General features: G+C 64.3%; 11 protein-coding genes and 1 riboswitch. Of the genes, 1 reads left to right on the forward strand and 10 read right to left on the reverse strand.

Going from position 1 to position 17660, the window contains the following annotated elements; genetic code table 11:
• Positions 1-148: 148 nt before the first annotated feature.
• The 8 genes from GBA63_RS18440 to wbaP all read right to left on the reverse strand — a co-directional run bounded on the left by GBA63_RS18440 (position 149) and on the right by wbaP (position 12019).
• Positions 149-3709: a sensor domain-containing protein gene (locus tag GBA63_RS18440; RefSeq protein ID WP_166178451.1), complete on the reverse strand. Its 3561-nt coding sequence runs from the start codon at positions 3707-3709 to the stop codon at positions 149-151.
• 332 nt (positions 3710-4041) lie between these two features.
• Complete coding sequence (locus tag GBA63_RS18445) at positions 4042-6111, reverse strand: HD-GYP domain-containing protein (RefSeq protein ID WP_166178452.1); 2070 nt, start codon at positions 6109-6111, stop codon at positions 4042-4044.
• Complete coding sequence (locus GBA63_RS18450) at positions 6108-7538, reverse strand: HD-GYP domain-containing protein (RefSeq protein WP_166178454.1); 1431 nt, start codon at positions 7536-7538, stop codon at positions 6108-6110. Before GBA63_RS18450 ends, GBA63_RS18445 begins: the two co-directional genes overlap by 4 nt.
• A 329-nt stretch (positions 7539-7867) precedes the next feature.
• Complete coding sequence (locus GBA63_RS18455) at positions 7868-9073, reverse strand: MFS transporter (RefSeq protein WP_323127049.1); 1206 nt, start codon at positions 9071-9073, stop codon at positions 7868-7870.
• A gap of 272 nt (positions 9074-9345) precedes the next feature.
• Complete coding sequence (locus GBA63_RS18460; protein WP_166178458.1) at positions 9346-9543, reverse strand: hypothetical protein; 198 nt, start codon at positions 9541-9543, stop codon at positions 9346-9348.
• A gap of 81 nt (positions 9544-9624) precedes the next feature.
• Positions 9625-10110: a low molecular weight protein arginine phosphatase gene (locus tag GBA63_RS18465; RefSeq protein ID WP_166178460.1), complete on the reverse strand. Its 486-nt coding sequence runs from the start codon at positions 10108-10110 to the stop codon at positions 9625-9627.
• On the reverse strand, positions 10103-10540 hold the full coding sequence (locus GBA63_RS18470; protein ID WP_166172285.1) for a cupin domain-containing protein: 438 nt from the start codon (positions 10538-10540) through the stop codon (positions 10103-10105). Before GBA63_RS18470 ends, GBA63_RS18465 begins: the two co-directional genes overlap by 8 nt.
• A gap of 9 nt (positions 10541-10549) precedes the next feature.
• A complete protein-coding gene (gene wbaP, locus GBA63_RS18475) occupies positions 10550-12019 on the reverse strand; it encodes an undecaprenyl-phosphate galactose phosphotransferase WbaP (RefSeq protein ID WP_166178462.1) in 1470 nt (489 codons plus the stop codon).
• A gap of 1646 nt (positions 12020-13665) precedes the next feature.
• A riboswitch (cyclic di-GMP riboswitch) is annotated at positions 13666-13742 on the forward strand.
• A gap of 9 nt (positions 13743-13751) precedes the next feature.
• Here wbaP and GBA63_RS18480 point away from each other — a divergent pair.
• On the forward strand, positions 13752-14774 hold the full coding sequence (locus GBA63_RS18480) for a right-handed parallel beta-helix repeat-containing protein (RefSeq protein ID WP_166178464.1): 1023 nt from the start codon (positions 13752-13754) through the stop codon (positions 14772-14774).
• Positions 14775-15320: 546 nt separating this feature from the next.
• Here GBA63_RS18480 and GBA63_RS18485 read toward each other — a convergent pair.
• Both GBA63_RS18485 and GBA63_RS18490 read right to left on the reverse strand, forming a co-directional pair.
• Positions 15321-16286 carry a right-handed parallel beta-helix repeat-containing protein gene (locus GBA63_RS18485; RefSeq protein WP_166178466.1) on the reverse strand — a complete coding sequence of 322 codons (966 nt, stop codon included), beginning with the start codon at positions 16284-16286 and terminating at the stop codon, positions 15321-15323.
• Positions 16287-16624: 338 nt separating this feature from the next.
• On the reverse strand, positions 16625-17371 hold the full coding sequence (locus GBA63_RS18490) for a LuxR C-terminal-related transcriptional regulator (protein WP_166178468.1): 747 nt from the start codon (positions 17369-17371) through the stop codon (positions 16625-16627).
• Between the last annotated feature and the right edge of the window lie 289 nt (positions 17372-17660).

Genomic DNA, 17660 nt, shown 5'->3' on the forward strand with positions numbered 1-17660 from the left:
CATCGTCAGAATTTTCGGAGCGAGCGTTACACTAGACGGCATCGCGGCTGTCCTTACCTGAGCCGGTTCGGTCACTCTCCGCCTGACCTGCCGCAACTCGGCCGTGCCCTTATCCTCGGTAATGCGCAACGGTGCGCGGGCTCATCGTCTACCCGTCCAGGAAGCGCGGCACCTCTTCGGGGCGCAACGGCCTGGCGAAGTGGTAGCCCTGGGCCATATCGCAGCCCATCTCCCGCAGGCTCGTTGCCTGCTCTCCTTTCTCTACGCCTTCTGCCACCACCTCCATCCCCAGGGTGTGGGCCAGCTCGATGACCATGCGCACGATCGCCGTGTCTTCCATGTCTTCGCCTAGACCTGCGACGAAAGAGCGGTCGATCTTCAAGATGTCGGCCGGCAGGCGCTTTAGGTACGAGAGCGAGGAATACCCCACCCCGAAATCGTCTATGGAGATGCGTACCCCCGCCTTCTTCAACCCGTCCAACGCGGCCGTGTTGCCCTCCAGCGCCTTGACGTAGACCGTCTCCGTCACGTCCAGGGTCAAGCAGCTCGCCTCCAGGCCGGTCTTCTCCAAGATTTGCTCCACGGTGCCGGCCAGTTCGGTGCGCTGGAGCTGCTTGGCCGAGAGGTTCACAGACAATACGAGCGGGGGCGTGTGAGGGTGACTGTCCTGCCACTCTTTAGCCTGGCCGCAGGCCTCCTCCAGCACCTTGGTCCCGACGGGAGTTATGAGGCCGCTCTCCTCGGCGATCGGCACGAAATCGGAGGGATCGAGCAGACCCCGTCGCGGGTGGTACCACCTGACCAACGCCTCCACGCCCCGGGTCTCGCCGGTTTGGAGGCACACCATCGGCTGGTAGCGGACGGCCAACTCCCCCGATTCCACGGCTTTTCTGAGGTCATTCTCAAGCTCTAGGCGTCGGACGGCTCGCTCGTACATCCGCGGGTCGAACATACAATAATCCGAGCCTTCCTCCTTGGCCCGGTACATAGCCGTGTCGGCATCCCTGAGCAGCTCTTCCGGGCCCCTGCTATAGGACCCTCCCAGGGCGATACCTATGCTCGCGGAGGCGAACAGCTCCCTGCCCTCGAGGGAGAAAGGCCTCCGGAGCTCAGCCGTGATACGCTCCGCCACCTGGACTGCATCGACCGGGTCCCCGACGTCCTCGACGAGCACGGTAAACTCGTCGCCGCCGAATCGAGCTAGCGTGTCCTCCGGACGCAAACAGCGTCGCAGGCGTTCGGCCAGTACCACGAGTAGGAGATCTCCCACCTCGTGGCCCAGAGAATCGTTGACCACCTTGAAGTTGTCCAGATCTACGAACAGCACCGCGACCTTGCGCCCCCGTTGGCGCCGGGTGCGCCTCAAGGCCTGACCCAGCCGGTCGACGAAAAGCGCGCGGTTGGGCAGATCTGTCAAAGGGTCATGGTAGGCCCGATGCTTGAGCTGCGCCTCCAGGGCCTTGCGCTGGGTGAGATCGTGCACGGTGCCGACTACCCGCAAGGGTTCACCCGCCTCATCCCTGACGACCTCCGCCCGACGGTGCAGCCAACGCACCTCCCCGTTCGGCCTGACGATGCGATGCTCCACGTCGTACGGTTTGTGACCGACCAGGGCCCCGTTTATGACCTCCGAGAGACGTTCCCTGTCTTCTGGATGCACGATCTTCATGAACCTCTCGAAGCTCGGCACGAACTCCTGGGGCGCGAGACCGTAGATGCGGTAGACCTCGTCCGACCAGGAGATCTTCCCCGTCCGCACGTCCCACTCCCACCCGCCAAGGTGCGCCAGCCGCTGTGCCTCCGCCAACCTGATCTCGCTCTTGCGCACGGCCTCCTCGGCCTCCTTGCGCTCTGTCATGTCGAAGAGTACGCCCTGCCAGTGAAGGGGTTCCCCGGCTTCGTCCCTTATCAGCACCGCCTGCTCGCGTACCCAAACCACCGAGCCATCCCTGGCCAGCAACCGGTATTCCTCATCGAACCGCCCGCCATTCCTCTCGAAGCGCTCATCGGCCGCCAGAATTCGCTCCCGGTCCTCGGTGTGTAGCCGCTGCGGCCACAGCCTACCGGTCAACCACTCTTCCGGCGTATAGCCGAGCATCTCTTCTATCTGCGGGCTCGTGTACAGAGGCGTATCGGAGCCGTCGGCCCGGTCTATGTAGCTCACAGCCGGGATCTGTTCCACGAGGGTGCGGTAGCGCCCCTCTGCCTCCTTGCGCTCGGTCACGTCCCTGCCGTTGAGCACCACCGCCCCCACGTTCGGGTCGTCCAGCAGGTTGGTACCCACGGTATCCAGGTGCCGCCAGGAGCCGTCGCGATGCCGCACCCTTACCTCCATCGATACCGGGATGTTCGGCCTGCGTAGGATCTCGGCGAACGTTTCCCTCGCCCGGGCGACATCGTCTGGATGGATCAGTTCGAACGACTCGGCTCCTATCCTTTCCTCGGGGTCGTAGCCCAACACACGTTCGAGGGCCGGGCTGGCATACTTGACAGTCCCGTTCGTGTCGTAGAGGGTGATGATGTCCGAGGCGTTTCGGATCAGGGACCGGAAGTGCTCTTCGCTCTTCCTCAACGCCTCTTCGGTCTTCCTGCGCGCGGTGACGTCGGCAAAGGTCACCACGGCCCCGGTTACCTCGCCGTCCTCCCATATAGGGGTGCTCGTGTACTCGACGGGAAAGGCGGTGCCATCCTTGCTCCAGAAGACCTCGTCTTCCACGCGGTGGACCTCACCATCCGAGAGCGTCGCGCGGATAGGACACTCCCCTTCCGGGTAGCGTGTTCCATCGGCTCTGGAGTGGTGGATGGCTTCGTGGAGAGATTGGCCGATCAGCTCTTCGGAACCCAACCCGGTCAACCTCGCGGCCGCCGGATTGACGAAGGTCGCGCGACCGTTGCGGTCGAGGCCGCATATGCCTTCCCCGGCCGAGCCGAGGATAAGCTCGTTGCGGCGGGCGAGTCGCTCGATGGTTCGTTCGGCCATCTTGCGCTCGGTAATGTCCACCATCACGCCGAACAGCTGCGTGGGGACGCCGTCCTGGACGCCCACGCACACGATGTCCCGCAGCCACACCACGCCGCCGTCTGCGGAGATCATGCGGTACTCGAAGTGGTGATCCTCTTTCTCGTCCACGGCCCGGCGGCAAAAGTCGACCGCCCACTCGCGGTCCTCGGGGTGGATATGATCCTGCCAGAACGAAGGCTCTCGCGTCCAGCGCTGCGCCGGATAGCCGAGGATGGTCTCGGCCTGGTCGCTCACGAAGGTGAAGCGCAGGTCCTGGGCCTCCCCTTTCCAGATGATCGCCTCGACCGAGCCGACGAGTTCCTCGTACTCCCGGCGTAAATCGTAGATTTCCTTCTCAGCTTCCTTGCGCCGGGTGATGTCGCGGGAGCTGACCACGACGCCACCCACCGCCGGATCGTCGAGCAGGTAGGTACCCGTGCTCTGCATCCACCGCCAGGAGCCGTCGCTGTGCCTGAAGCGGTACTCGGCCTCGTTTCTGGCGATACCTCCCTCCGACAGAGCCTTCCCTGTCTCTTCAAGGACGTGAGGAAGGTCGTCAGGATGCACGTAATCCAGCACGTTCATGCCGACCGTCTCCTCGGGATCGTAGCCCAAGATCCGGCTCCAAGCAGGATTAGCGTAGCGAAGCGTGCCATCCGGATCGACGATGCTCACTATCTCGGAAGAGTTCTCCAGGACCGATCGCAACCAGCGATTGTCCTCTCCCGGCGCACCGGTCACATGCTCAGGTTCATGCACTCCACCGTTCGCACCATTGGTCAGCTCTTCTCGGTCCTGCTTGGGGAACCCCACTGCTCCCTTTCCGACGCCCATTCTTCGAGCGGCAAGTATACATCGTGGCGGCTCGTACCTCGCGCCCCGGAGCCAGGAACCGAAGGCGGTTTCGGCAAACCCCGCGACCTAACGGGACTATGCGATCAGGCCCGCCCCAAGACGCGACACCAAAGACTTCTCCTCCGCAGGATCTCACCCGGCAAGAATTTCATGCTCTCCCGTCGAACGGTCCGTGGGCGCTTCGCTCACATGGCCAGGTCGTCCGCGCGAGGGGCATCGGGGCCGAGGATCGCCTGGTACAGCGCCTTTGCGACCGTCGGGTCGAACTGGGCGCCGGCCTGGCGCATGATCTCCTCCAGGGCCACCCCGACAGGCTTACGGCTGCCGTACGGGCGCTCGCGCGTCATCGAATCGAAGGCATCGGCCACGGCGGCCACCCGCGCGATGAGCGGGATGTCTTCGGCGCGCAGGCCGTCGGGGTAGCCCAGGCCGTCGAAGCGCTCGTGGTGATGACGGATCGCGGGCAGCGCGACAGCAAGCTCGGGGATAGGGGCCACTATCTCGGCGCCGACGGTGGGGTGCCGCTTTATGACAGCGTACTCCTCGTCGGTCAGCCTGCCCGGCTTGTGCAGGATTTGGTCGGGTATGCCGATCTTGCCGACGTCGTGGAGCAGGGCCCCGATCTCCAAGGCGTCGAGTTCGTCTTGGGGCAACGATAAAGCGCGGCCAATGCTGCCTGCGACGCGCGAAACGCCGGCCGAATGACCCGCCAGGTACGGATCGCGCGCCACCATGGCCCTCACCAAACCCCGGACGGACGGTTGGTCCGGTTCTGCCGGCCCACTTTCGGAGGTTTCCCGGGCGCCCACAACCGCACCGGCGATCCCCCCCGCCTCGCCCCGCGCCTCTTCGAGCGCGAGCAGCGCCGTCGCCACGAGCGTGTCGGGGTTCTCGGCCTGCGTCCCGGGTCGCGCGAACCCCACCGCCGTCTCCACGCCGGTTCCTATGAGGCCTTTCGATTCTTCGTCGAGAACCCGCATCAGCGAGCGAGCCTTTCCCGCCGCCTGGGCTTCTTCGCTGACCTGCGCCAGTACGATGATCGTATCCTCCGCGTACCGGAAGGCCCGCAGCCCTCGGCACCCGAGCCTCTTTCCGAGGCGTCCGAGCAGGTCCTCCGCCGAAGACGAAGCCGCATCCCCCAGCCCGACAGCCAGAACCGCCGGAGCGACGCCGGCAGAAAGCTCGCGACGCAGGACGCGGGCCAACGATGACGCGTTCGGCAAACCCGACGACGGGTCGGTTCCGCCGGCGGCGTCCGGGCGCCGCTCCAGCGCGGGCCGCACCTCGGCGGCGAGCCGCAGCAGTTCGCGCTCCTCTTCCGCCCCCACGCGACCGCCCCCGACGACTATGGCGCCCCACTTCTCCTCGTCGGGTGAGCCCACGGGTACCGCGACGAAGCCTTCCATACCGTGAACGCCCCCGTCAAGCCGAACGGCGCCACCCTCACGACAGCTCCAGAGCACGAGGCGTTGCACGGAAGGATGCCACCAGCTCGGGCAAGCGTCCGCCTCCCCCCGCATGACGGTGCGATGCGTGTTGCCCCTGAGCGACGCCACGTGCCCGTAGGGGGCCCCCGCGACGGCGCAAGCGGCCTCCGCGGTGTAGCCGAGGGCCGACTCGATGTTCAGTGCCTCCAGGACCGGGGTCATGGCGCCGGCTTGCGCGGCGACCCTCCCGGCGCGGTCCCTCTCCTGCGCAACGGCGGCCGACAGTCCGGCCGCGCGCGTCCGGAGCGCGTGCACTTCAGAGCCCACGAGGAGTGCCGAGGCGCAGAAGAGCACCAGGATCGCCATCCTCAAGGCGAACTGCGACAATCCTGAGCTTTCCCACCCCCCTGCGGCGAGCGTGGCGAGCAGGTACCCACCGATAAGGACCAACGCCGCGCCGGCGCTCTGGGCCCTCGCCCGGACGCGACCCTCCGGGTCACCCGAGACGTTTACCAGCGAGAGCACGGCCGGAAAATACAGCGGGAAGAAGACGGAGGCGGCGCCACCAGTATCCGCCAAGACCATGCTTACGATGAGCGTGTCCGCCGTGACAGGCACGATCCTCCGTCGGAAAAGGAGCCCCGGCCGGACGGTCGCGAGCAGGCCCAGGCCGGCCGCGACCAGCGCCGCCACATAAGCCCACACGGCGTCCCCAAAATTCCAGGATACGCCCAAACACAATAGAACCACGGCCGCGAGCGCCAGGCGGATCGGGCCCTCGTACGACTCGCGTATGGGCCGTGCACTCGGGCTCTCGACTTTTTTCATCGGGGGACTGCCCCGTGATCGTTACCCTCCCGGAACCCCAATCGCCCCCCGTTCTCCAAGCTAAAGAAGGCGAACCGATGGTCGTCGGCCATCCTGTACCCCTCGGATTCGGTGTCCAGGATCCTCAGGAACGCCCGCACCACCACCCCGTCGAACTGCGTGTCCACGCCGCCGCCGAGTTCTCGGCGCGCGTCTGCGGGGTTCATGCCCGGGCGGCTGGGTCCGTCGAGTACCATGGCGGCGTAGGCCTGGGCCACGGCGAGTATCTTTGCCTCCACGGGTATCCACGCGCCCCTGAGTTTGTCGGGGTAGCCACGGCCGTCCGGTCTCTCATGGTGCCACCTCACCCACGAGGCCACCTCCCCGAACTCGGGCACCGCGGCGAGCGCCTGCTCGCCGCGGACCGGGTGCTCGGTTAGCCGGGCCTGGGCGACGGAGTTCGGCCTGCCCGTGGCGAAGAGGATCTCCTCCGGCAGGCCGAAGAGGCCGATGTTATGCAGGAGGCCCGCGATCCGCAACCGTCCCGCGCGGGAATCCTCAAGCCTCATCTCCCGGGCCAGGTCTGCGGCGTAGACGGCGGTGGCCGCGGCGTGGCGGTGGGTGTAGCCGTCCCGGCGGCCCAGATCGCGGATTATCATGGTGGCGAACGTCGTATTCGAGCTCGCGAGGGCGTCCTCCATGGAGGACAGGCGATCCGTCAGCTCGCGGATCTTCTCTACCTGCTCCCGGGAGCGGTAGACGAGAACCTGGCTGCACATGGCGCCGGCCACCGTCACCACCGCGGCCACGGGCCCGTAGAGAACGAGCGCCAGCACGCCGAACGCCGCCGTAAGGACGTTGACCAGATCGGGCAGCAGGTAGGGTTGGACGACCTCCTGCCAGGTCTCGCCGAACGGACGCTCGTACTTTACCTTGTAGGTTGCGGCGCTGACGGCTTCGCTGGCCCCCGTGAGGACCACCCCCGAGAGTAGAGCACCGTACAGAACGGCGGCAGGAGGGGCCGAACCATCCAACAGTACCGGTCCCGAGACGAACGAAAAAACTGCACCCGCCAGGTGAACGATTACTACACTGTGGGCCAACTCGTATGTCGTTCGCAATGGACTTCGTCCGCCGACCAGGATCGCCGACGGAACGGCCGCGAGGGCGGCCCAGGTCGGACCGACCATCACCACGGCCACCATGAGCGCGATGTCCCACGCGCCAATAGCGGACTGCTCGCTCACGCGCAGCGCGTAGAGGTCCCCGAGCAGGACCAGGCTGCCCAGAATCAGGGTGCCCACGATGAGGCGCGCGTCCAGGGTGAGCCCGAAAAGGTACACCCATGAACCGACGAGCGCCGTCGCGAGAGCAGCTAAGACCCCGACGTAGGTTCTTAGACGATGCTCCCCCGGCTTGTTTTCGCCCATCGCGACGCCCGAGTCCAAAACGCCACTATTTTTGCACAGAACTCGGGCATCGCACAACGCGCAAATCTGCCCGAGTCTTTACCAGGTCCTTTTCGCCACGGAAACACACCCCCTCTTTTCGTCTGTACACCCTGCGTTGTCTCCCATCCGACGCGGTCTACCAGGTTCGCTTCGCCATGCTTGATCACCCCCTCTTCAGGTTCTCCTACGCACCTAATGCTACTTGCCACCATCCGATTATGCACGCATGCGCCCGAACGCCAGCGTGCGTCGCAGCAAGGACGCGGGTCACGGTACGCCTCGCCCCGGCGACAAGTTGGCCCCCGCCGGCCGGATACGCCTGTCTTTCACCCCTGCGTCCCTTCGGGCCGTGCCAGCAGGGCAGGCAGCAAGAAGAGCAAGATAAGGACGCCGACGCCGGCGGTGACGAGGCCGGAGAGGGCGTAGGTAGGACGGGGCCCGAAGGTATCTACGAAGAGCCCGCCAAGAGGGTAGGCCAGCGCCTCTGCGGCGCTGTAACCCGTGAATCGTACGGAGAATACCCGGCCGAGTAGGGCCTCGGGTACGCGCCTCTGCAAGACCGTGTCCGTAACGACGTTGTCCACACCGTTGGCGACCCCGGCTACGGCGAGCGCGCCCAGCGCCGCGGCGAAGATTGGTGAAGTTGCCGTTCCGAGCAGGGCCAAGGCCCACGCGAAGATACCGATAAAGTAGATAGGCAGCAGCGGCACCCGATCTCCCAACACGCCCATGCACGCGCTGCCGACTGCCATTCCGGCGCCCCAGACGCCCAAGAGCAGGCCGTAGCCGGCGTCGCCGGTTCCGAAAGTCTGCTTGGCGAGAAACACCTCGGCGGGCGTCGCAAGGTCGGTCGCCAGCACCGTGAGGAAAGCACCCGCGACCATCGCCAGGGGAACGCGTGCGCCAGCGAGGTAGCCGAGCCCGGCCTTGAACTCGGAGAGGAAACTCTCTTCTGACTCCGCCTCGGGGCCCGAAAGGGGCAGGCGGTAGAGAAGCGCGGCGGAGAACAAGAACGTCGCCGCGTCCAGAAGAAAGGCGGCGCCCACGCCCACGCCCGCCACGAGAAGCCCGCCGAGGGCCGGTCCGGCCGTCACGGAGACGCTGAAGGTGGCGCTTATCAGTGAGTTCGCGCGGGTCAGGTCGCCCCCCCCGACTACGCCAGGGAAGGCGGCGCGCACGGTCGGGTTGAAGAGGGCGCGCGCCGCGCCCATCAAGAAGATCAGGACGTAAAGGACGGCAAGGTCGCGGGCGAAGACGAACCCTACGGCCAACAGCGCGCGGGCCAGGTCGCTCGCCACCAGGACCATCCTCCTGTCCAGCCTGTCCGCCAGGACCCCGAAGAAAGGACTGGCGAGCGTCGGCAGGACGCGGGCGACGAGCGCCCCCCCCACCGCCGAGGCGCTGCCGGTGATCTGGACGATCAGAACCACGAGCGCGACCATCGATACGGCGTCGCCCACGAAAGAGGCGGCCTGACCGGCCCAGAGCCTCATGAAACCGCGATTGCTCAGCAGAGAGTTGCTCAGCCCGATCCCCTCCCAGGACGGCTTGGTGCCGGCTACCGGCCGGACTCCGGAGTCGCGCCCCGACCTTCCGCCGGTTCGACCTCAACTATAATGGCGGGCGCCGCGCGGGGCCACGCTTTCGTCGTGCGCTGGACGATTCCTTGACGCCTCCGCCACGGTACTACCCGTCTCTTCTAGGAGATTTCCTCGATGACAACCGCATCGGGCGTTTGCGGAGGTGGCCGACTGGGTCCGGGCACGGTAGGGCCCAGCCACAAGCCTAAACCATGCTTGTCCTTCTATGAATCATCGCCGGTTCTCTTGTCCGACTGAGACGGCCCCTCCACGTCCTGCTCGGCCGCCGCTTCGACGGCCTCCTTCGTCCAACTCCATGCATGGAACACGCCTACCCGGGAGCCGTCCGGCCTGAGTAGATAGAGAAAATCCGGGATGTTGAGCTCCAGACGGTACCCTACGGGCAACTGTGGTTCCGTCATATGTCCCTCCTCCGCCGCGTATCGGCGACAACATCGCTTATCGTGCACGTACCCCAACCACCGCGTGTCCGATTTCTACGCCTACATTCCGTTACCGACCTTCACACGCTCCACCAGAGCTTCGAGGTAGCGCAAGAGTTGGCGCACGGAGGCCCGGTGGGCGGTCATAGACTGGCCGTAGGGGTCCGGAATGTCCGTCCCTTCGCCGAAGTCGCCGACGAAGGTCATCAGGGTGTGCACCTTTGTAGAGGCCTGGGGCGAGAGGCGTAGCAGGGTGTCCGCATGGGTCCGAGTCATCGCGAGCACGAGGTCCGCCCTTTCGAGCATCCGGGCATCCACCTGACGCGCCCGGTGGCCCTCCGCGAAGACCCCGACCTCCTCGAGCGCCGCGCCGGCCCGGGGAGAGATCCCCTCCCCCACCAGGGCCGCCACTCCGGCGCTCTTCGCCCTCCAGGAGACGCCCCGCTCCTCGGCCAGGGCGTTGAAGATGGCCTCCGCCATCGGACTACGACACACGTTGGCTGTGCACACGAACAGAGCCCTCGTGTTGCCATCATCGCTACGCACGTTCGGCCTCCCTACCGTAGCGGTCTTGGGCACCCGGTACCGATCCCGCGCGTCCGTAGGCGTCTTCGAGGCGCACGATGTCTTCCTCGTCGAACTCGCCCAAGGGGACCTCGAGCATCCTCGCCGGCTCCTCGCTCTCCACCGACAGCCTGTGGACCGTCCCGCGATCCGGCGTCGCGAGAGCGTCCCGCACCCAGACGCCATCCTCTGGGTGCAAGTACACGGACAACGGGTTGGCAACGACGACGGTGGGGTCGCTGGCAACCCGTCCGACCGCCCGGCTCGCGTAGCGCACCGCGAGATCCTGGTCCAGCACCATCGCGACCGCAGGAGCCTCCTCCGCGGGTCGCTGGTAGCGGATCTCCCTTCTCCCATCGTGCCCTTCGGCTTTATTCAACGCGACCATGCCCCGGGGGTGTTCTTCCAGCACGCGTTCCCCTTAGAACGCGCTGCGGTCAGTCGCGAGCGCCTTGACCGTGCGAGCCAGCAACACAAGGTCCAACCACACCGACCAATCTCGTACATAGTGGGCGTCCATCCGCACCCGATCCTCAAAGGAGGTGGTACTCCGTCCACTCACCTGCCACGGGCCCGTCATGCCGGGGTAGACGCGCAGTATGTCGCTCTGGGTCACCCCTATGTCCCCGGACTCCCGCGGCAGGTAGGGTCTCGGACCGACCAGGCTCATCTCCCCTTTGAGCACGTTCCACAACTGCGGAAGCTCGTCCAGGCTCGTTCTCCTCAGAAACCGGCCGACCCGGGTGACACGCGGGTCTTCCCGCAACTTGTGGTACCTGGCATACTCCGCCCTCGCCTCCGGATCCCTCTCCAATATCCGCCGCAGTGCGTCCTCCGCGTCGGGGATCATGGTCCTGAACTTCAGGCAGGAGAAAGGTTCCCCGTTGCGTCCCAGGCGCGTGTCCGTGTAGAAGATCGGGCCACCCGACTCTAAACGTACCAACATGCAAAGCACCAGTAGCAGCGGGACGACGAAGATGCCCCCTGCCGCAGTGGCCAGGAGATCCAGGGCCCTCTTGACCCGACGTACCCACGTATCGAGCAGGTTGTAGCGGATCTCCACCCCGAAGACGCCGGCAAGGTCCCTGGCGACGACCGCCGAGTTGGCAACGCCCTCGAGGTTCGGTATCACCGTGACGTGCCGGAAGCCGAAGCTCGCCCAGTGTACGAGCCTCTCCAAGTGCTCTCGGCGGGTATGCGGCATCGCGAAGATCACGGTGTCCACGCCGTACCTCCGAGAGAGCCTCATAGCGTCGGCCAGGCTCTTGTCGTCGGGGGCCGCCTCGTAGTGCCGCCTGTCCTCCCCAGGATGGCTTCCAAACACGGCTATGGGCTTGTATCCGAGGCCCCACTCCTTCGCGAGCAAAGCGACGACGCGCCCTCCGGTCTCTCCGGAGCTGAACACGACCACCGGCTTGCCCCACAGGCGTAGCTTCATCAGGCGCCACTTTACGAGCTGTCGCACGACAGGGGCGCACAGGAGGAGCCCCGCGCAGCCCATGGCCAGTACGGAACGGGAGACCACATCGTCCACCTGCACCGCGACCGCGAACGTTGCGGTTATGGCCAGCGTGGCGAGCACGGCGTAGGTTTGACGCCGCAGTTCCTCCACCGGGTTCATCCCGTAGCCGGGGTACAGGCCGAGCAGGGCACGCAAGCCCACCCAGACCGTAACGATGGGAAGCACCCCGACAACCGTGACCTCCGAGACCGAGCCTCCCATGAAAAAGGCGCGGAGCAGTATCGCCAGCTGCCACACGGCGAGCGCGAGCGCACAATCCACCAACACCAGTAGCAGGTCGTTCAGGTGCTGTCGCCACGATTCTCCCAGACGCCCGGCATGAAGCTCAGCCAGGCTCGTCGGCTTCGCCGGTATCCCTATGGACTGCAACGCTCTCGCACCGAACGCATTTCTTCTGCTCGAGAGGTCGCTTAGCTGACTGCCGAAGTTGGGTTCACCCTTCATGCCGAGATGCTAGAAAAGAGCGGTAATCGGCACATCTGCCAACTGGCACATTTGGAGACACTGTTCAGCAGATGGGACATCGAAGAACAACAGACCCTCGGGTTCGTATCCTAGAGCGGACCGCTGATAGCTGAAAGCGGAGGCGAAGCCGCAGCGGGTTGATCGCTGACCGCGCGGCTTGCAGAGGCATTGGCCTCTGCAAGCCGCTCTAGGCTTTTGCGCGCGGGGCGACCACCGATACGACACCTCGACGATCCGCAACGCGCTCATGCTCGGTGCGATTGGCGTCTTTCAAGCTTGCTATCAGTCCTCGGCCAGCGTTCACGCGGCAAAACGTTTACGAAAGTATCGTGCGCATTCCTGTTGATCGTATTCTGGGTGGGCACGAATTCTGAACCGATCGACTCCCTCCACACCTACACTGTGAACCCTCCCTTGCGGAACAGGGACCGGGCAAATCCCTCACGAGTACCGTTTTTTCGTAGGATGCACGGAACGTCTCTCGGTGTCATCATAAGCATCGTGCAACCGTCCGAATCGAAACAGACGATGGGACCAGGGTCATCACTTGTGCATTGGGGCAGAGTAGGAGCAATGCTTGCCGGGGTGTTGTTCGTAGTGTGGGGCTACTTCCATGGCCTTGAAAGCTCTTCGGCCCCCCAGGAGGCCGTCGCAAAAGTACTGGGTTTCGTCGTACCGCTGCTATTCTTGGCAGGCGCGGCAGCGTTCTGTGTTTGGAGTAGGGAACGGTTAGGTTGGGTTGAGTCAGTTGGGCTCGTCTTTTGTAGCCTGGGCGCGGGGCTTGGCTTCTTATACCGTGTCTTGGATGCCTCTGGTGCCGTAGATGCGGCGGCGAGGTATGCGTACCTTGCCGGAAAAGGCTTGCCGCCTTTCTTGTTCGACTGGTTTCCTTGCTTACTGCTGGGTTTGACCCTGGTGGGCCTCGCCCATCTTGGCGCGACAACCTCGCAAGATTATCGCTGGTTGCCCCTGGCTACGGGACTGTCAGGTTGGCTCTACCACTTTAGCGACGTGAATGGTTTCATCGAGGCTCGCTGGGCTCACGTGCTCTTCGGGATATTGTTCGGCTGCGGCTGGGTGATGTTGGGTGGCATGATCAGGACCAACAAGAGCGGCCGATACTCCGACGACCCTGGCGGCTAAGACTCCGTAAAGAGAGGGCCGCCGCCGCGATTTGACTTTGTCGCTGTGAGATTCTTGGGAGCTCGCGGATAGCGGTGGCGCATCCTGCGTACAGGGCGTCTTTGGGCCGTCGCGCCGCTTTCGTTGGTGTATCTACGGAGGATACGAGCCGGACTCACGGGGGCCACAACTTGAGAGCGTTCGAAGAATTATCTTAGATCGAAGGGCCCACCCCTCCGGCTTTGGAGCGACCGTGTGGCGTGTGTCGGATGCGCTTGTTCTTGTCGTGGAAGAGCTTCGCGCTCCATACTCCTGTTCTCTCGAACACCAAACCTGGGAACCGATCGGACCGGCAGCTTGCGTCCATTTCACCCGCTAGTGTGCGCATTTACTCCGGTCCCACGTGCATTTGTAGTAGACTGGGCAAACTCACGAAAAGGCAAACCCGTCGCGAGGCGGAGGACGCAAAGCCACGGACCTCTCAGGAGGTGGCCGGGCTACCGAAGGAGGGAAGATGGCACGCGGCCCGCTTGTTATATTATTAGCATTTATCGCAAGCTCCGTCGTATGGTGGGGAGAGGGAACAGCACGGGCGGCGACCGACTGTTCGGGCGTTCAGATCCGCGAAGGCGACGACATCTCTCTGGTGGCAGACGCCCATGGCGCGCGGACGACGTTCTGCATCAACGACGGCGAGTACCCTGTCGTTCGGTCCGTCAAAGTACAGTCGGGGGACCGCTTCCGGGGAGTGTACGGTGACGGAACTAGGCCGATAGTAAGGGGCGCAGGCGCTACTACCATCTTCGACACGTTCGGCTCCGACTCAGCTGCGATCATCGGCCTTCGGGTTCAGGGGGCCATCGGCAGCGAGGCCTGTTCTCCCAACTGCGGGCGGGGCATAGGCGGGGGTGGCACGAACCTCTACGTCTCTGATGCGCACCTCATGCACAACGCCAATCAGGGCATAGGCGGGGTGGGTCCCGGTCTACTCGTGGTCAACTCCGTGTTCGACGACAACGGGTACGATTCCACCTTCACGGGCGAGACTGCCGGGCCGGTGAGCGCGGCGGGCATCAAGAGCGTCAACTCGATGATCATCAGAAACTCGGTCGTCAAAGACAACCGCTGGGCCGGCCTGTGGTGCGACATCGACTGCACCCGTTTCGAGGTGCACGATTCGACCGTCGTCAGGAACGGCAAGGTCGGCGTGCACGACGAGATCTCCTCCGGTGCCGCCATCGTCGAGGGTAGTACCATCAGGTACAATGGCGGCCTCGCGGCGGCGGGATCTCGACGGGCAGACCTGATCGCCCTCAACAGCAAGAACTTGAACGTATTCGGCAACACCTTCGGCGGCAAAAACGGCGCCGCCCTCATTGTCGCTTTCGATGAGGCGAGATTCAGGGCGGAGCCCAGAGGCGATGGGGGATTCGCCCTAAGGAATATCGATTTTCACCACAACCGTCTGAACGGTGACGCCCTCTCGGGGTGCGGGCTGCCCGACTGGCGGGTGCACTGCTACAAGAATGGTAGATGAGGGCGCTCGTACGCCCCGCGACTACCTTCATCTCCGCGTGGCGCGCCGACGATCTCCACGGTCGTGAAGGCCCCAACTTGCGGCGCAGCGACGGGGATTACCAACGGGCTCGGTCTCTGGAGACCGAGCCCCGAATGTGCGGTTGCTCCCTCCGTCTGTTGCCACCGTCCTCACGGAATGCCGGCCGCGAGCAGGTGACCGGGTCGTAGCGAGATGGTTCGGCACGCCGCCTTTGACCCGCCCGCCTGTCTCATCGTTACGATACGGTCTCGGGGGATCACTACCAAAACAGGCTACGACACGATGGCGTACGCGCGCAGGTCATCTGGCACCGCCCCGGCGTCCCGAATCACAACGTTCAGCAAGGACCGAAATCCCCGAGGCCCTGACTCGCCCGACTGACGGCCGTTCTCACACTCCGATCGGCATGAACTCCGAGCAGGCAGCGTTGCGCCCATCCTCTAGAACGCCGGTTTCCTGGCCGTGACTCCTTCCCCGGTCGGGAAGGTAGCGAGGCCCCTGTCCGCGGAAGCTTCCGTTGCAGGACTAGAGGCATCCCACGCCCGAGAGCGTGCAGCCGACTATAGCGTCGCCGCCCATCGTGTTGTTGTAAATGCTGATGTTCCCGAGAAGCGGTGTCCAGTCGCGGTCGTCCTCGGCCACGTGGATACCGTAGTACGTGTTGCTCCCGAAGGCATTGCCGTACACCTCGGCATTGGCGGACGCGTAGATGATGAGCCCAGCGCGGCGCCCGGCCACCGCGGCGTTGGTCCCGTTGCCCCGTATAACGTTGTTGGCGAAGACGGCCGGACCGCTCGACGCTTCGTAGTGTATGCCCGCCTTGCCGTTCGCCGTGATCGTATTGTTCCTCACCTGAAAGGCGTCGCAGTCGTTGTCACACCATACGCCGGACCAGTAATTGTCGTGAACGCGAGAGTTGAGCACGGTCATCGAGTTGACGCTCTTGATGCCCGCCGCGCTCTGCGACTCGCCGAACCTCGCGAAGGCGGGACTTCCGTTGTGATCTATCCGGGAGTAGGTAACGAGAAGCCCGGGTCCCGTGCCCCCGATTCCCTGGTTCTGATTGTGGTGAGACCACACGTTGTTGATCGTGAGGTTCGTACCACCACCGATGCCTCTTCCGCAGTTCGGCTTGCAGTGGTCTCCGCCCACCGCGCCACTCATCCCGAGTCCCCGGATCGTGGCCCCGCGGGAACCGTTGGCATCGAACACGTGCTGCGCCTTCGTGGTCGTGACAGACGGACGTGTTCCATCGGAGAACATCCCGATAAACCTGTCACGATTCTGGACCCTTACCGGGGTCGGGACAGCATAGTTGCCATCTTTGATGCAGAACGTCGTGCCAGCCCTGGCGTTGGCTGCCACGCTGGAAAGGTTCTGCCCCGGAGAGACCTGCTTGCCCGTGCAGGTCGCCCCCTCTGCCTGCGGGACGTAGGCAAAAGCCGAGAATAGCGTGGCCAAGGTCGCTGACAACACCAACAAACGTTTCACGCTAGACCTCCGTCGTTTTTGCGCTCCCCTGCGATCCTCCTCACAATCTGCCCTTGCCGACTCAGTCCAGGCCGCCTGGGGCTCGGCTGTACCGGCCACCACAGCAAGCCCGGGCCACGGGTTCGTAAGACGCCCCTACGTAGCCAGAATCGCACGGAGGCCCTGCGAGTAGTACAGCCTACAGCGAGAAGCTACGATTCCCCCTCCAAAGGAATTCTTTCGCAGCATCTTACGGTTTTTCTTTCGGCCAAGTATCTACTCAACTGGATACGCTGTATATTGGTCATCTGACCCATATTTTCTGACCGGCAGACCCATATCCGACCGGGATTACGACACTAAGAATGCCCAGAGGAAGAGCCCCTATCTCTCGTGCCCCGCACCAACCCCAACTCCGCGGCTTTGACGGCCGCCTGAGTGCGGTCAGAGACCTCTAGTTTGGAGATGATGTGTTCCAGATGCTTTTTCACCGTCGAGATGCTCACGTGAAGCTCCTGGGCGATCTGGTGGTTGGTGTTGCCCTTGACGAGGTACGGCAGCACATCGAGTTCCCGGGGGGTAAGGAGGGTTCCTCTGGCGGCCCTTTCTGACCGCGCGGGGGTTCGCCCGACCGGTAGGAACTTCGTCTGCTGCTCACGCCTGTTCTCGCCTTCCAGCCTCTTGAGAAGGCGCATAGCCACCTCGCGGTTGAAAGGAGACATGCCCTCAAGCGTCTTTTGTGCGGCGTTCAGCAGTTGGGCGGGCGTCGACCCTTTCAGAACGTAGCCGGCGGCGCCCAACCGTACCGCCTCCAGCAGGAGGTCTTCGCTCTCCCTGGTCGCCAGAAGGAGCACCCTCGTTCCGGGACATTCCTCCTTGAGCGCCCTGGCGGCTTCCATTTCGACGGCATCCGGTTGCGTGAGACCCACCAAAGCGATGTCCGGCCGGAGATCGCGACACAACTCGAGGGCCTCTCGCCCGTCCCGCGCCTCGCCGACCACGCGCAAGTCGGGCTCGCCCGAAAGTGCGGCCCGTATTCTCTCTCGCGCAAGGGCCTGGCGGTCCAGTATAAGCACCTTTGACGGCGCGGGGTCGTCGTTCCGCATGTCGGCTCCTTCAGTCCCGGTCTAGGCGACCTCGTCGAGTGGACGACTTGTATCTTTCTCCACAACTCGACAACGGAACAACTCGGACACGTGATCCCTCCTGGCCCACGGCCTCGGATAACCGGCTGCGCCGCTAGCGCACCGTCGCCCCGACTCGCGGTCTTCCTCTCGACCTCGGCTGAACCTTCTTGCGGCCAGGAACGATCTACTCCCCTGACGCGTGCGGCATCGAGGCCATCGCTCGACTTGCCGGCATTGCCACAAAGCTCCGTGGGCTCCGACGGGGGCG

Source organism: Rubrobacter tropicus (assembly GCF_011492945.1).
In the GTDB taxonomy this organism is placed as follows: domain Bacteria; phylum Actinomycetota; class Rubrobacteria; order Rubrobacterales; family Rubrobacteraceae; genus Rubrobacter_D; species Rubrobacter_D tropicus.

Excerpts from the sequence above, each read along its gene's own strand:
- GBA63_RS18480 (WP_166178464.1), top strand. The coding sequence starts at position 13,752 with ATGGCACGCGGCCCGCTTGTTATATTATTAGCATTTATCGCAAGCTCC.
- GBA63_RS18490 (WP_166178468.1), bottom strand. The coding sequence starts at position 17,371 with ATGCGGAACGACGACCCCGCGCCGTCAAAGGTGCTTATACTGGACCGC.
- GBA63_RS18460 (WP_166178458.1), bottom strand. The coding sequence starts at position 9,543 with ATGACGGAACCACAGTTGCCCGTAGGGTACCGTCTGGAGCTCAACATC.
- GBA63_RS18445 (WP_166178452.1), bottom strand. The coding sequence starts at position 6,111 with ATGAAAAAAGTCGAGAGCCCGAGTGCACGGCCCATACGCGAGTCGTAC.